Below are 15,997 nucleotides of genomic sequence, written 5' to 3'. Positions count from 1 at the left end.
CATATGGGTAAAAAGATCCTTGCCGCGCTGCTTGCCGGCATATTATTGTTGCAATTGCCAATGCAGAGCTTTGCCTGGGGCAAAACCGGCCACCGCATTGTAGGGGAGATCGCGTACCGCCACCTGACCCCTAAAGCCAAAAAAGCAGTGGACGCCATCCTTGGCAAACAAAAGCTGGCCCTCATTGCCACCTGGCCGGACTTCATCAAGTCTGACACCACGGGCAAATACAAAGAAACCAACACCTGGCATTATATCGATGCGCCGGAAAAGGCAGATAATGCGCAGTTCCAGCAATATGCCAAAGACAAACAGGAACCCAATGCCTTCAACAAGGAACAGGATTTCATCAACACCCTGAAAGATCCGAAGGCCAGCCGGGCAGACAAGCTGTTTGCCCTCACCTTCCTCACCCATGTGGTGGGCGATGTACACCAGCCCCTGCACGTGGGTACTTCGGAAGAAGGTAGCGGCGGCAACAAGATCAGCGTTACCTGGAACAACCTGCCCACGAACCTGCACAGCGTATGGGATGAGAAGCTGATCGAATTCCAGGACCTCAGCTATACGGAATACAGCAATGCCATCGATACCGCATCTGCGGCTGAGATCAAGGCTATCCAGTCCGGCTCTTATACTGACTGGATGTATGAATCGCACCTGCTGGCCAACGATATCCTGGCGGAAGTGCACTCCGGCGATAAGCTGAATGTGTACAAATATGACTACTATCACCAGGCCATGCTGAACCGCCAGCTGCTCAAAGGCGGCCTGCGCCTGGCGGCTATCCTGAATGAAATTTATAAGTAGTTAAATGCTAATCGTGGTTATGGCCAGAGCGAGGCCTTTGTAGTGGATTAGCATATAATAAAAACGTCGTTGTTTTTGTGTAATGCAAAAACAACGACGTTTTTATTTTGAGCCGGCAGGTACCTATACCAGGTCTATATCAAAATTTACCAGGTCTACAAACTGGGCGAGGCGGGTGCTGATGTCTTCGTGCGTCACCTCGCGGATGCGGGCGGTGCCAAACTGCTCCACGCAATAGGACGCCATCACGGAACCTACGATGATAGCGGTTTTCATGTTTTCAAAAGAAATGTCGCGGGTCTTTGCCAGGTGGCCAATGAAGCCGCCGGCAAAGGTATCGCCGGCACCGGTAGGGTCAAATACATCTTCCAGGGGCAGGGCGGGCGCAAAGAACACGTGGTTCTCGTTAAACAGCAGGGCGCCGTGCTCTCCTTTTTTGATGATGAGGTATTTGAGGCCCATGGCCAGCAGTTTCTTGGCTGCTTTTACCAGGGAAAATTCGCCGGTAAGCTGGCGGGCTTCGCTGTCATTTACCAGCAGTACGTCTACCAGTTTGATGGTTTTCAGCAGGTCTTCCAGGGCTACTTCCATCCAGAAGTTCATGGTATCCATCACGATCAGCTTGGGGCGTGTTTTCATCTGGGCAATCACGCTGGCCTGTACCTGGGGGGCCAGGTTGCCAAGAATGAGGAACTCGCTTTCCTGGGCCGCGGTGGGCAGCACCGGCGCAAAAGTGGCCAGCACATTGAGCTCTGTGGCCAGGGAATCGCGGGAGTTCATATCCATGTGGTACTTGCCTTTCCAGTAGAAAGATTTTTCGTCTTCCTTGATCTGCACTCCATCCAGCACTACGCCTTTGGCGCTGAGCGCATTCAGCTCACTCTTCGGAAAATCACCGCCTACCACGGAAATCTGGTGTATGGGCTTCACAAAATTGGATGCTGCCCAGGAAATAAAAGTGGCGGAACCGCCGATGATTTTGCCGGATTGACCAAAGGGCGTTTCGATCTCGTCGAACGCCATTGTTCCTACAACTGTGAGGGACATTTCAGGAGTTTATGATTTAGAAATTAGAAAAACCGGAGCAAATGTACATCTTTCGGAGGTCTTTGCTAGCGCGTACCCTTCCTGGAGGTATATAAAATCGAGAATGACCGGAAATCTCCGGCCATTCTCTTGATGGTCCTCTTCATTAGGATATGGCCCCCCGGGAAACAAGTCCCATGGGGATTTAAGGGCTTCTATAGGATCTGGTCAGCCTTACGGCCAGTGTGTTATCAGGTTTATTTGAATGATCACTTGAGCAGTACCGTGGTGCTCAGCACTTTAAATTCTGTGCGCCGGTTCAGGGCCCTGCCGGCGGGGTTATCCTTACCATTGGGCAGGGTATTGGGCGCCACCGGGCGGGTTTTACCATAACCGCGGGCTATCAGCCTGCTTACAGGTACTCCCTTGCTCACCAGGTAGTCCACGCAGGATTGGGCACGGGCCTGGCTCAGTTTCATATTGTAGGCATCTTTACCCTTGCTGTCTGTATGCGCGCTCATTTCTATGTGGATATCTGCGTTATCCTTCATCAGCGTTACAATGCTGTCCAGCACCGGCTTGGATTCCGGGCGGAGGGTAGCTTTGTCGAAATCGTAATGAATATCCTCCAGCACAATGGGCTTACCTATTTCGTAACGCTTCATGCACACGGAAGGGTTGAACATGGAGTCGATGCGCTCCAGGGTATCTGTATTGCTGTAGATGGCTTTGGCAAAGTAGTCGCGGCGCTCAAACAGTACTTTGTAGCGCTTCTTCATTTCCACGGAGAAGAAGTACAACCCGCTTTCATCCACGGTCACGGTTTGCAATACATTGTTGGTAGCAGGATCTATCAGGCTAACGCGCACACCGGCCAGGGGCTGGTGGGTATCGCAGTCCGTAACGCCGCCACCCAGCATATTCACCTTGGGCTTTTTGGTGGTCACGAAGGAGAACAGTTCCAGGCAGCATACCGACTCACGGTCAGAGGAAATGAAGCCGCTTTTCAGGGGATCTTTCACATCCTTGGCGGTAAAGTAAATATCGTCTTTGGGAGAGTTGAAGGGAGTGCCCAAGTTCACGGGTTCCGTCCAGCTGCCAAAGGTACCATTACTCGTAAACAGGTCCATGGCACCCAGGCCCACGCGGCCGTTGGTACTGAAGACCAGGGTTTTTGCTTCACTGTTGTAATAGGGCGCTTCATCCTCTTCGCGGGTATTGATGGTGGTACCCATGTTGTGTGCCGTGGAGAGAGTGCCGTCTGCATTGATATCGCAGTACCAGATGTCGTACTTGCCCATGCCGCCGGGGCGGTTGGACGCAAAAGAAAGGTACTTGCCATCTGTGCTCACGTTAGGCTGCATGGAGTTATAGCCTGCCACGTTAATGTTGGCATCCAGTTCTACCGGTTCGCTCCAGCCGGTGCCAGTACGTTTTGCGGCGCAAATCCGGGTGGTCTTTATCCCGCCTACAATGCTCCAGCGGGTAATGAACAGGATGCGTCCGTCGGGGGTAATGCTGGCCGCGCCCTGGTCCAGGCCACGGGCGGCGGGTACGTCCACCTTATCGGAAGCGGAGTACACGCTGTCTTCCCCGCTTGCATTCCAGAGGTTATTGATGAAAGGGGTTTTCTTTTTTGCCGTAGCCTGTGAGTCCGGCCGGCTGGAAGTGAAGACCATTTTATCCGGCCCAAAGGCAATGGGCGCATAATTGGCGCCGCCCACGTTGATATTGCCACCCAGGCGGGTCACCAGGTATTCCTGCTGGTAGCTGGCATCGTCCCTGGCAAACTGGCAATTTTTGATCTCCATATCTGCGCGGGGACCATAATCGTCTGTCTCGTGGTATTCCTGGCGGAACTGTGTGAACTGCTGTATGGCCTGGTCAAACTTCTTATTGGCGCGCAGGCTCACCCCGTAGTAAAAGCGGGCCAGCGGGTAAGGATTGCCTTTCAGCGTTGCTGCCTGTGCGTACCATTTTTCCGCGCTGGCGTAGTCGTTGTATTTGCGGTAAGACTCTGCCAGTTTATACACGATCTCGTTGTAGTCCCTTTTGTTGTTGGTCCTGGCGGGCCTGTCCATTCCATAGGGTGTTACATCCCTGCTTTTCACGCTCTTTTCAGTGAGTGATTTGTTGTAGTACAGGGCAGCGGAATAATAGTCCGCTTTATCATAATACACGTCCGCGGTATGTTTGTATTCATACACGTATTGTGCATGCACGCCGGTGGCAGTGAGCAGGAGGAGCAGGCTGGTAAGCCATTTCAGGGTAGGAACAATACGTTTTGCAAACAGGTGCATATCGTAAAAATTTAATTGGGTAATTCAGTTTCTAACGTCAACGGGCCTACGTTACAGCCTGGGGCAGAAGAAGTTTTCTTCCGGCAGCACTCTCTTCTTTCTGCAGATGTAGGAAAGGGAAATCTCAAACGTATTCACGCCGTTGGTAAGTTTGTTTAACTGGGAGGTGGTGGCGTCGTAGCTGAGGCCCAGGAGGGCGTTCTTAAAGTGGAAGCCCACGTAAGGCACCACCGCATCCTTGAAACGCACGCTGGCGCCGCCCAGCACATATACTTCGGGGCTTACTTTGTATTGCGCGTACAACCCTACAAATTTTTCTTCGGCATTCCCTTGTCTCAGGTACATGAAGTGGGGTGTTACGGCAAAGCGATCGTCCACCCGGAGGCGTACACCACCGTGTACCAGGTAGCGCACCGGCAACACATGGCGGTCATTGTCCGTAGTGAGGAATTTGTCATTGGGCTGGGTAATGTGTGCGGCGCTGAAACCCAGGAAGGGATTAGCTGCGTGATCACCATTGCCATCGTAGTACAGTACCCCTACTGCCGCATCAAAGTCGTTGCTGTGGGTCCTTGTCAGTGACTCACCGCTGTACATAGAGGGGTCGAAACCCAGGCCTGGCGAGTATTGCATGCCTGTCTGGAACTTTGCGGGATCCACTTTGCGGCTGGTGAGCCCTCCCTGCAGGCCAAACACGATGTGCTGGCTTTCATTCCTGCCAAACTTTACGCCCTGGTAGGAGAAGCTGGCCATTAAGTTAAAGTAGTTGTAGCCTGCTTCGCCGGCAGACATATTAAGGAGACTTACCCCTACACCGATATTTTTATTGGTAGGCGCATCAAAGCTGAAACCGGCCGTAGTGTAAGGTGAGCCGATAGGCGCCCATTGGTTGCGGTAGTTTACCGTAGCGCGGTAATCGCCGTCCACAACACCGGTCAGCGCTGGATTGAGCCACAAGGGGAAGGCATAGTATTGGGAAAAATGCGGGTCTACCTGTGCCTGCGCCAGCCTGGGCACCATTAAGCCCAAGGCAAGCAGCATCAGAACGAACAAGTTTTTCATAGCACTTATTTTTCGCGTGTTTGAATGAGGGGAGATGCGCCGGAGCAGTGCATCTCCCTTCTTTTTTATGATCCTGAAGAGAGCTGTTTTTAGCGTACCACGGTTACTGAACCGTAGCGGGTTTGCTGGGTGCCATCCGTCATAGTGGCCCTGAGCGCCCATACATACACGCCGGTTGGCTGCGGAGATCCACTCACTGTGCCATCCCAGCCGGTATGGATATCCTTGCTGATGAAGATCTGCTGGCCCCACTTGTTGTATACGATAAATTCCATGGTGGCAATGGACTCACTGTACACATACAGCTTATCGTTGCTGCCATCGCCGTTTGGCGAGAAGACGTTGGGCACGTAGATCACATTGCCTTTAGGTGAAGCGGCCCTGCCTTCTATCGCTGCAATGCCGCTGGTGGCGCAGGCCAGTTGACCCAGTGCTCTCACCTCGAAGGCTACACGCTGGCCAGACTGCAGGCCGGTTACGGTGTGGCTGGTGCCGGTAGTACCGGAGCTGGGCGCAATAAAGCTGCCGCCATTCACACTCACTTCATAACCCTGTGCACCCTGTACCGGGTCCCAACAGAAGGTCACCTGGTCTTGTTTGCTGCTGTCGCACACGTGCACATTGGGTGCGGGGAGCTGCTGTTCCACGTTCACATCTGCGCTTACTTTATCCGCGCTGCCGCAGAACGTGCCCGGGGCGGCACCCACGAAGTAAGTGGTAGATGTGGTGAGGGCCGGGGTGGTGAAGCTATTGCCGGTGTAAACCGGTGTGGTAGCCGTTTCGCTGGTGTACCAGCTGAAGATGGCGCCCGGTACGGTGCTGCTGGCAGTGAGCGTAGCAGATGATCCGGGGCATACTACCTGGTCGCCGGTTACATTGGGGGTAGCGCCAGCCGGAAGCAGGCTCACCGTAGCGATGGCCCTGGTCGCACTTGTGCAACCGCCAGTGGTATTTTGTGCCTCCACGTAATAATTGGTCGTAGCAGTAATGGCCGGTGTCTTGAAGGTGGCGCCGGTAGCCAGGGCGGTGCCGCCGGTGGCCGTGGTGTACCATTTGTACTGCACGCCAGCCTGCGGGTTGCTCACGGTGAGCGTAGCCTGCTGGCCAGTGCACAGCCCTACCTGGTCTGCTGCCAGGGTAGGCGTAGTGGGTGCAGTGCTTACGGTGATGGCTGCGGCTGCACGGCTGGTGCTTACGCAACCTGCGGTGGTAGCGGCTTCCACGTAGTAAGTCTGGGAAGCGGTAATACCGGTGATGGTGTAATCCGGTCCCGTGAAGACCGCTGTGCCGCCGGTAGCGGTGGTGTACCAGCGATACAGCACGCCGTTAAGCGGGTTCTGTACGCTGATGGTTACCGGCTGACCTGCGCAGGCCACGGTGGCTGCATTGGTCACGGTGGGCACGGCCAGGGTGTTGGTCACCAGGGCGTGTGCCGGTGTGCGTGCGGGACTGGTGCAGCTGCCATTGGCCACTGCTGCCTGCACAAAGTAGGTCTTGTCTGCAGAGAGTGCCGGTGACGTAAAGGTAGCACCCGTACCTACCTGTGTACCGCCGCTGGCAGCATCCCACCAGGTGTACACCAGGTTATTATCCGGGCTGGCCACGGCGAAGGAGGCCGTGCCGCCTATGCAGGTAGTGATGTTATCTGCCGTGAGCGTGGGGTTCACCGGTGTGGTGGCCACGGTGGCAGTAGCTGCTGCGCGGGTGGCGCTGGAGCAGCCGCCGTTGCTGAGGCCTTCCACATAATACGTGGTGGTTTTTACCACATTGCTGGCCGTGAAGCTGGTACCGGTTGAGAGCAGGTTGCCGCCGGTAGCTGCGTCAAACCACTGGTAGGTGATGCCGGTTTGCGGCGCGGTTACAGTGAAGGTAACGTTACCTCCCGCGCAGGTTACCGCGCTGGCAGCTGCCAGGGTGGGCGTACCAGGTGCCGGTACAATGGTAGCCGTAGCTACTGCCCGGGCAGAGCTGGTGCTGCAGCCGGTGCTGCCGGTTGCTTCCACATAGAACGTGGTGGTGGCGGTGAGTGCACTGGTAGTGAAGCTGGTGCCGGTGTGTGCCGGTGTGCCGCCGGTTGCTACGGTATACCAGTTATAAGTAACGCCGCTCACCGGGGAAGATACCTGGAAGGTGGCAGACTGGCCGGAGCATACATTCAGGTTATTGCTCACCAATGTGGGCGTGGTGGGTGTGCCCACTGTCACTGCCGCTACCGCGCGCGAGCTGCCGGCGCAGTTTGCGTTATAGGCAGCCACATAATAAGTGGCGGCTGCGGTGAGCGCCGGCGTGGTGAAGCTGGTGCCGGTGGCCAGCAGGTTGCCGCCGGAAGCGGCATCGTACCAGCGGTAAGTGATACCGGCTACCGGTGCATTGATGGTGAAGGTAGCCTGCTGCCCGGAACAGATATTCTGGCTGGCTATTGTAAGCGTAGGCGTGGCCGGTGCGGTGCGTACCACCACTTTCACGGCTGCACGGGAGGTGCTGCTGCATCCTGCGCCGCTGCTGGCCTGTACATAATAAGTAGCGGAGGTATCAGCGCTGGCAATATTGAAGATAGCGCCTGTAAAGAGCGGGGTTCCTCCACTGGCGGTAGCGTACCATTGATAGGTAAGGCCTGCCTGCGGGTTGCTCACCGCAAGGGTTACGGGCTGGCCCAGGCACACCGTATCGGAGGTGGCGGCAGGCACAGGCACGGTAGGCACAGTACTTACCTGTACGTTGGCCACGGTGCGGGCGCTGGCGGTATTGCACGCGCCACTGGCGTTTGCGGTTTCTACGTAGTAAACCGCATTGGCCGTGAGCGCACCGGTAATATAGGTGGCCCCGGTAAATACCGGCGTGCCGCCAATGGCTGCGGTATACCAGCGGAACACCAGGCCGGTGGTATCGCTGGTCACTTTGAGCGTGGCGGTCTGGCCGCTGCAGATGCTTATGTTATTGCTGGCCAGCACCGGCGGGGTTACTGCTTTGCCTACAGTCACTTTCACCGCGGTACGGGTGGCAGCGCCGCAAGTACCGTTATAGCCTTCTGCATAGAAAGTAGTATCCTTTGTAAGGTTGCCGGTTACCAGCGGGTTGCCGGTGTATACCAGGTTGCCGCCTGTGGCAGCATCGTACCAGCGCACGGTGGCCGTGGCAGGTGTTACGGTAGCTGCAATGGATACCGGTGTACCGGAGCAGATGGAAAGGTTACCACCCGTGATGGTCACGGTGGGTACCGGCAGCACACTAACGGTAACGGGTACACGGTTCGGGTTCGGACAGTTGTTTGCGATCCTTACCGTTTGTACATAGTAAGTAGTGGTAGTGGTCAGCGCCGGGGTGATGTAATCACCGCCGGTGTACAGCAGGGTGCCGCCTACCGGTGCGCTATACCATTCAATACGGGCCACGGCCGGTGCGGTAGCATGCAGCGTAGTAGTGCTGCCGGCACAGATGGTCACGTTGGCCGGGGTCACAGCCGGGGTAATGGGTTTCAGCCCACCGTAGTAAATGCGCAGGGTCTGTGCGGCAGATACGGCACCGCTGTTCAATCTTATTTCAATACGGTCATAAGCTGCTGCCGGCACTACGTCCAGGTAGAACTTATTGGAACCGCTGAGCACATTCAGTGTGATGGTACTTATGTTCACATTATGCAGGTCCCCGTTGGGAGTAGCACCATTGAAGGATTGTACCTGCAGTCCGCCTATCAGGCTGGCATTTACCAGCTGCGCCGGGAATTCCAGGGCAAAACGGGCGGTATCGCCGGCGGCGCCCGGGGTGGGCATTACCAGTGTTTGTGATACGTAACCATTCACCAGGTTTACCAGCGCGCTCAGCGTGGAGTAAGTAGTGGTGTCTGCATCGATGGCGTTGGCGGGGTTTGTTACAGCACAGCCCAGGCAAAGCCCGTTCACGTCATTGGTCTGGGCAGTTACCAGGGCGCACCCGGGGGTTACGCTGTTAACAGTTACGCTTACTGCCGTGCGGGCGCTTACACAACCACTGGTGCTCATGGACTCTACGTAATAGGTCACGCTTGCCGTTAATGGCGGTGTTGTGTATTTGTTGCCGGTGTACACAGGGCTACCACCAGTAGCTACCGTGTACCAACGGTTCGTAATACCGGGACGGCTGGAGTCTGCAGCAAAGGTTTGTGTGGTACCTGCATTTACCGTTGCGGAAGTGGGGGTGATCACCGGCGCCGTGGGCAGGGGATTCACCTTTACGATGGCCGCGGTGCGGGTACTGCTGGAGCAGGTGCCGGCTACGCTTTCCACGTAGTAGGTAACGCTGCTGTCCAGCACCGGCGTGGTGAAGTTGGGGCCTGTAGCGATGGCAGTACCACCGGTGGCGCTGCTGTACCAGTTGTACACCAGGCCGGGCGTCGTGGAGCTGGCCTGTAGTACCACGCTGTTATGTGCGCAGATGGTATCGCCGGCAGGGGTAACGGTGGGCGGGGGCGGCATGCTGATCACGTTTGCCAGTACAGCTATACGGGTAGCATTGGCGCAGCCTCCGGTTTCACTCGCTGCTTCCAGGTAATAGATGGTAGATTTGGTCAGGGCCGGCGTGGTGAATGTTGCACCCGTATCCAGCGGGGTACCACCGGTAGCAGTGCTGTACCATTGGAACAGGGCGCCCGCCGGTGCAGTAGCATGGAAGGTAGCCTTGCTGCCGCTGCAAATGGTGATGGTGTCTGCCAGTGCCTGCGGAACATTGGGTGTGGGCAGCACTATAACGGTAACGGGTACACGTGGTTGCGTAGCGCAATCCGTGCTGGTACGCACCGCTTCTACCCAGAAGGTAGTACTGTTGGTGAGATTAGGCGTTACATAATTGTTGCCGGTGAATACCGGTGTGCCGCCAATACTTTGGGTATACCAGCGCATGGTCACATTGGTCACCGGCGCCACCGCCAGGCTGGCGGACTGGCCGGCGCAGATGCGGGCGGTATCAGATCCGCTCACCACCGGCACAGCTACTTTACGGTAGGCATCGCGGATAGTGATCGCATTGATAGCCTGGACCAGGCCGGAATTCAGTCTTACTTCTACCCGGTCAAATGACTGGGTGGGCTTAAAGGTGAAGTAAGCCTGGTTGTTGCTGATCAGGCGCAGGGTGATGGGCCCACCGTTCACCGCCTGCAGGTCGTTATTGAAAGTAGTGCCATTATAGGTACCTACCTGCACAGTGCTCAGCAGGCCTACGTCTGCCAGGCCGCTTGCCACGGTGAGGTCTATCCGCACACTGTCTCCCACTTCACTTACAGAGGGGAAGATCAGGGTTTGAGATACATATCCACCCAGCAGGCCCAGTATGGTGTGCAGGGTGCTGCCGGTAGCGGTGCTGCTGTCTATGGCATAACCGGGATTGTCTACGTAGCAACCCACGCAGATGCCATTGGCAGTGTTGGTTTGCGCAGTAGCTGCATCGCAGGGCACACGGCCGTTGCTGGTGTCTGCCAGTACGGTCACTGTAAGCGGAATGCGGAAGTTCGTAGCGCAACCGGCCTTGGTAGTGGCTTCTGCGTAGTAAGTGGTATTAGTGGTGAGGGAGGGCGTCTGGAACACCTTGCCGGTGAAGACAGGCGTACCGCCGGTAGCGGTAGTATAATAGTTGAAGATGGCTGCGGTATCTGCAGCGGTAGCGGTAAAGACCACAGAGCTGCCGTAGGCCACGGTAACACTACTGGGCGTTACATTAAATGCGGTGGGCACATGGCCTACCGTTACCGGTACAGCGGTGCGGCCACTGCGGCATCCATTACTGTTGCTGGCCACGTAGAAGGTGGTATCTGCATTCAGCACGCCGGTAGTGAAGCTGGCACCGGTGAAGATCACGGTAGTATCTGTTGCACTGGTAAACCACTGGAAGGTTACATTGGCCGGAGCGGTAGCGGTGAGCGTGGCAGTAGTGCCTGCGCAAACCTGGGTGCCTGCTGCAGTGGGCGCTGCGGCGGGGTTGCCCACATTTACGGTTACCGCAGTGCGGGCCGGGGAGTTACAACCGTAGCGGCCTGCAGCCACATAATAAGTGGTGGACTTGGTGAGGGCCGGTGTAGTAAAGGTATAACCACTGCCTGCTGCCGTGCCGCCTACTGCCTGGGTGTACCAGGTAATGTCTGCATTGGCCGGGGCCGTAGCTTTCAGCGTGGCGGTAGTGCCGCTGCAAATGCCGTCAGGTGCCGTTACGGTGGGACTGGGCACCACGGCGGCGGCATCGTATACCAGCACGCTGGTGACGGCGCTTATCAGGCCACCCACGCTGATGTTCACGCCATCAAATGCTTTACTAACTGGAACGGTTACACGGAATTTATTGGTACCGGGGAGTATGGACAGGTTCACCACGGAATCAGAGAGCATACGGCCATCACCGTTGGCGGTGGCGCCGTTGTACGTTTCAAAGCGGATGCCGCCCAGGATCTGTGCGTCTACCACGCCGCCGGGAACTTCCAGCTCTACCTGCACACTGTCGCCTGCAGGGTAGGTATTGGAGAAGTGGAGGGTCTGTCCATAGTAGCCGGCTATGCCTACCGCAGCGGTGATCTTGCTGGCGGTATTGCGGTTGCTATCCACTGCATAGCCGGGATCTGTAATGCTGCAAAGCAGGCACACCGCCGTGCTTACGGGGCTGGTCTGCGTATTGGCGTAGCTACAGGGAGCCGGGTCCATGGGGATATTGATATTCACTGTCACCTGTGTGCGCACGGTGCTGGAGCAACCGGTGCCGTTGCTTACCACTACATAATAGCTGGTACTGGAAGTCAGTGCAGGTGTGGTAAAGCTGGTACCCGTGTGTACCACGCTGCCGCCGGAGGGCGCATCGTACCAGGTATAGGTGTAGCCAGGATTGGGATTTACGATATTGAAAGTGGTCTGGTCGCCACTGTTCACCGTTACATTGTCAGGTGTTACCTCCGCACCGGGCAGGCCGGCAAATACTTTCACGGCTGCACGTGACGGGCTGGGACAACCATCTGCCGATGCGGCTTCCAGGTAGTATACGGTATTGGCATTCACAGCAGGGGTGGTAAAGTCTGCACCAGTGCCTACCGGTGTACCGCCTGTGGGCTGGGTATACCAGCGGAAGGTGGCATTGGCAGGGGTGCTGGCATGCAGTGTAGCAGGCTGGCCGCTGCAGGCGTATACAGAATCTGCCTGCGGGGTGGGCGTGCTTACAAAGCGTTGTACATATTCCACGTTCACGGCGCTGAGCGCACCGAGCACCCCGGAATTAAGGCGTACCACAATGCGGTCGTACGGGGCGGCCGGCAGGAAGTTGGCCGTGGCCTGTGCAGTGTTCAGACGCAGGGTGAGCATCTGTGGGCTTACGGAGGTGAGGTCGTTATTCGCCGTATTGCCACTGTAAGACTGTACCTGCACGCTGCTCAGCAGGCCCACATCGGCCAGGCCGGTGGGGAAGCTGAGGCCAATGTGTACACTGTCTCCATTGCTTACGGAGCCGAACTGGAAGGTTTGTTGTACATACCCGCCCAGCAGGCCAAGTACCACGTGCAGCGTAGATCCGGTGGCAGGGTCATTATCTACCGCCAGGCCGGGATTTTCCACGTAGCAACCCACGCATAAGCCGTTGGTGCTGGCAGACTGGCTGCCGGCGGCACCGCAGGAGATGTCCGGTACGTTAGGATTGATCACATTAACGGTAACGGCTATACGCTGAGTGCTTATGCAACCGGTAGTGGGGTTGCTGGCTTCCACGTAGTAGGTGGTATTGGAGAATAATAAGGGCGAAGTGAAGGTAGCGCCGCTGGCAATGCTGGTTCCCCCGGTGGCGGTGGTAAACCAATTGAAGTTTGCTGCACCGGATGCCGCACTGGCTGTGAAGGTCACAGACTGGCCGGCCTGGATAGTGGCTCCCGCGGGGGTTACCGTAACGCCGGTGGGCGCAGCCGCTACCACAGCGGTGATGGCCGTGCGGGTGGCGCTGCTGCAACCGCCATTGCTGGCGCTCACATAATAAATTGTGCTGGTAGTAAGTGCCGGCGTGGTGAAGTTAGCGCCGGTAGCCAGCGGAGTGCTGGCAGTATCGCTGGCGTACCAGGAGAAGGTAACACCGGTCACCGGGGTCACTGCCAGGGTAGCGGCCTGGCCTGCGCACACGCTGTCATTGGACGTGGCGCGTACTGGTGCCGCGGGCTGGGTATTTACCTGCACGGTAACGGGTGTACGAACCGGGTTTGCACAACCATAACGCCCTGCTTCCACATAATAGGTAGTGGTAGCGCTGAGCGCCGGTGAAGTAAAGGTGGTGCCGGTGCCTACCGCAGTGCCGCCTACCGGTACAGTGTACCAGGCGATGTCTGCACCACCGGTGGGTGCCGTTACTGTAAGGGAGGCCGTGCTGCCGGTGCAAATGCTGGCAGATGCGGGATTTACCACCGGTCTCGGTACGATCACGGATGCACCATAAATATTTAAAGTAGTAATTAACGTGCCTACGCCTCCTATGCTTACCAGCACGGCGTTGAACGGCTTGGTGGCCGGTACGGTGGCGTTAAAGCGCTCCCCGCCCAGGAGATTGAGTGTGAGCAGCGGGTTGTTGACAGACACTGCATCACCATTGGCTACCCCATTATTATACGTTTCCACGCGGATGGCGCCCAATGCCTGCAGGTCTGCCAGCCCACCGGGAAGTCCCAGGAGCAAGCGTACACTATCACCCGGCAGGTACGTATGCGGGTAAGTGAGCAATTGTCCCAGGTAGCCTGCCAGCGATACCGGCGTGGTGAGGGACGATGCCGTAGTGGTATCGGTGTCAATTGCGTTGTTAGGATTATTAACGGAGCAAAGCACACATGCGCTCAAACCGCCGGTATACACAGGGCTTTGTTGCGTGGTGGCAAAGCTGCACGATACATTGTTGTTGATGGTCACGGTTACGGTGGCCAGTGTGCGGCTGTTGTTTTCACAACCTTGTGCGCTTGTTACTGCCGCATAGTAAGTGGCATTGGTATACAACACTGGTGTGGTAAAGCTGGTACCGGTGGCGATGGGTGAACCGCCGGTAGGCGTAGTGTACCAGTTGTAAGTGGCGCCGGCTACGGGATTGCTGATATTGATGGTAGCGGTATGGCCGCCGGCAATGGCTTGCGTGGCAGGAGTTACCACCGGTGCAGCCGGTGTGGCATTTACTGTAGCGGTTACCTGCGTGCGTGCGGGGCTGGTACAGCCGGTGGCCAGTGATGCTTCTGCATAATAAGAAGTAGTGGTGGCCAGTGAGGGTGTGATGAAGGTACTGCCTGTGCCCTGCGATGTACCGCCGGTAGCGGCATCGTACCACGTATAGGTTACCCCAGCTTGTGGGTTGTTAATACTGAAGGTGGCTGTTTGCCCGCTGCACACCGTAGCAGTAGTGGCGCTTACTGTGGGCGTGGGCGGTGTTGGATTTACGTTCACCGTAACGGCCTGCCGGGTAGTGCTGCTGCAATTGCCCAGCACTGCACCTGCATATAACGTGGTGTTTGCCGTGGGCGTAAATGTATAATTATTGGTAGCTGCTACAGGTGTGCCACCCGTAGCTGTCGTGAACCATTGAATAGTAGCGCCGCCCGCGGGTACGGAGGCGGATAAGCTGATGGGGCTGCCGGCGCATACAGTGGCAGTGCCCCCATTGGCGATGGTAATATTATTAAGATTGATGGGTGCATGGTATGCAAAATACAGCCGCAGGCTGGAGAGGGCCGCAATGAGGGCAGACTCCCGGATCTCCACGCGGTCAAAGGCAGCAGTGGGGCGCAGCACAATGAGGGCCGTGGAGCTATCGTCCAGCAGGCGTAGTAAGGAGGGCGTTACGGTCACCGCGTCATTGTTGGACGTGGCGCCGTTGTACGTAGTGACAGTGATGTTGCTCAGCAGGTTAGCCGACAACAATGCCTGGGAGCTCCCGATCTGGATAACGAGGGAATCGCAGCCAGGATTGGGGTTTACAGAAGGGAACTGTAATGTTTCAAATACAGAAACACCTACGGCCACTCCATCCATGTTGAAGGTGGCATAGTCAGTACGGCTGGCGCTTACAGCATTGCCAGGGTTGGTAACGGCAGGGCCGCAAAGCAAACACAGACCGGTGCGGCCATTTGTCTGGCTAGTGGCATACACCTGTTGGGCCTTTGCGGAGGAGAGGGGCCATCCTATACACCATAACATGGACAATAGGATAGCAAGCGTGGTTACCTTGCGTTGGAGCGTAGCATTCACCTGCATAGCGGTTTTCATTTGGGTCTTTAAATTATTTCCATCAAAAGAGGACTGCACAAGGATAAAAGTGCAGTGAGCAAGCGGCAAGGGTTATGACGCGCAGAAAGATCGCTGTCAAAATTCAGGATACTTAATAGGGACACTATTTAAGAAGAGGACTTTGAGCGTAAACTTTCTCCGATAAGTATTGCGTTTTATTAAGGATTAGAAAATGTATGCTGCATTCTTTAGCATTCCGTGTTCCAATAAAGGGGCCATCTACTACATGACTTACTTATATGCTGTTCTCGTTGTTCAGTCAAAAGTAAGGGGCTGCATTTGTAAAATCACAACGCAGTTCATTCATTCAAAACACTTCCTGTTCAGCGCTGTTCACTTTAAAAATTAGCTGTTCATTCTTGTTCATTATTGATGAATGGGCTTATCGCCCGCGCCAAATAGTGTACAGAGAAACACTTATAAATGCAGGCAATATGGAAGTAACAGGGGCTTATCATGATGGATGCATGGACGATGCCTGGTATATGCCACTTGTATTCACAAGCTATGCGTAGCTGCTACACATTTTGTTCAAACGGGTGCATTCCTATTCTT

The 15,997-nt window shown here is 56.0% G+C and carries 5 protein-coding genes; 1 reads left to right on the top strand and 4 read right to left on the bottom strand.

Annotation, left to right across the window (positions count from 1 at the left end; genetic code table 11):
• Window positions 1-3 precede the first annotated feature (3 nt).
• Complete coding sequence (locus tag DCC81_RS04390; protein ID WP_108685370.1) at window positions 4-810, top strand: S1/P1 nuclease; 807 nt, start codon at window positions 4-6, stop codon at window positions 808-810.
• Between the two features lie 123 nt (window positions 811-933).
• Here DCC81_RS04390 and DCC81_RS04385 read toward each other — a convergent pair whose 3' ends face one another.
• From DCC81_RS04385 to DCC81_RS04370, 4 genes are all read right to left on the bottom strand, one after another.
• Window positions 934-1,857 (bottom strand): PfkB family carbohydrate kinase, encoded by a 924-nt coding sequence (locus tag DCC81_RS04385; RefSeq protein ID WP_108685369.1) that lies wholly within the window; start codon window positions 1,855-1,857, stop codon window positions 934-936.
• 248 nt (window positions 1,858-2,105) lie between these two features.
• The gene (locus DCC81_RS04380; RefSeq protein ID WP_108685368.1) at window positions 2,106-4,136 is read right to left on the bottom strand and encodes an OmpA family protein; all 2,031 of its coding nucleotides are present in this window, start codon (window positions 4,134-4,136) and stop codon (window positions 2,106-2,108) included.
• A 51-nt stretch (window positions 4,137-4,187) separates the two neighbouring features.
• Window positions 4,188-5,198: a PorP/SprF family type IX secretion system membrane protein gene (locus DCC81_RS04375; RefSeq protein WP_108685367.1), complete on the bottom strand. Its 1,011-nt coding sequence runs from the start codon at window positions 5,196-5,198 to the stop codon at window positions 4,188-4,190.
• 89 nt (window positions 5,199-5,287) lie between these two features.
• A complete protein-coding gene (locus DCC81_RS04370; RefSeq protein WP_108685366.1) occupies window positions 5,288-15,421 on the bottom strand; it encodes a gliding motility-associated C-terminal domain-containing protein in 10,134 nt (3,377 codons plus the stop codon).
• Between the last annotated feature and the right edge of the window lie 576 nt (window positions 15,422-15,997).

Origin of the sequence: Chitinophaga parva (assembly GCF_003071345.1) — a bacterium.
In the GTDB taxonomy this organism is placed as follows: domain Bacteria; phylum Bacteroidota; class Bacteroidia; order Chitinophagales; family Chitinophagaceae; genus Chitinophaga; species Chitinophaga parva.
This window is presented reverse-complemented; position numbering and strand designations above follow the sequence as displayed.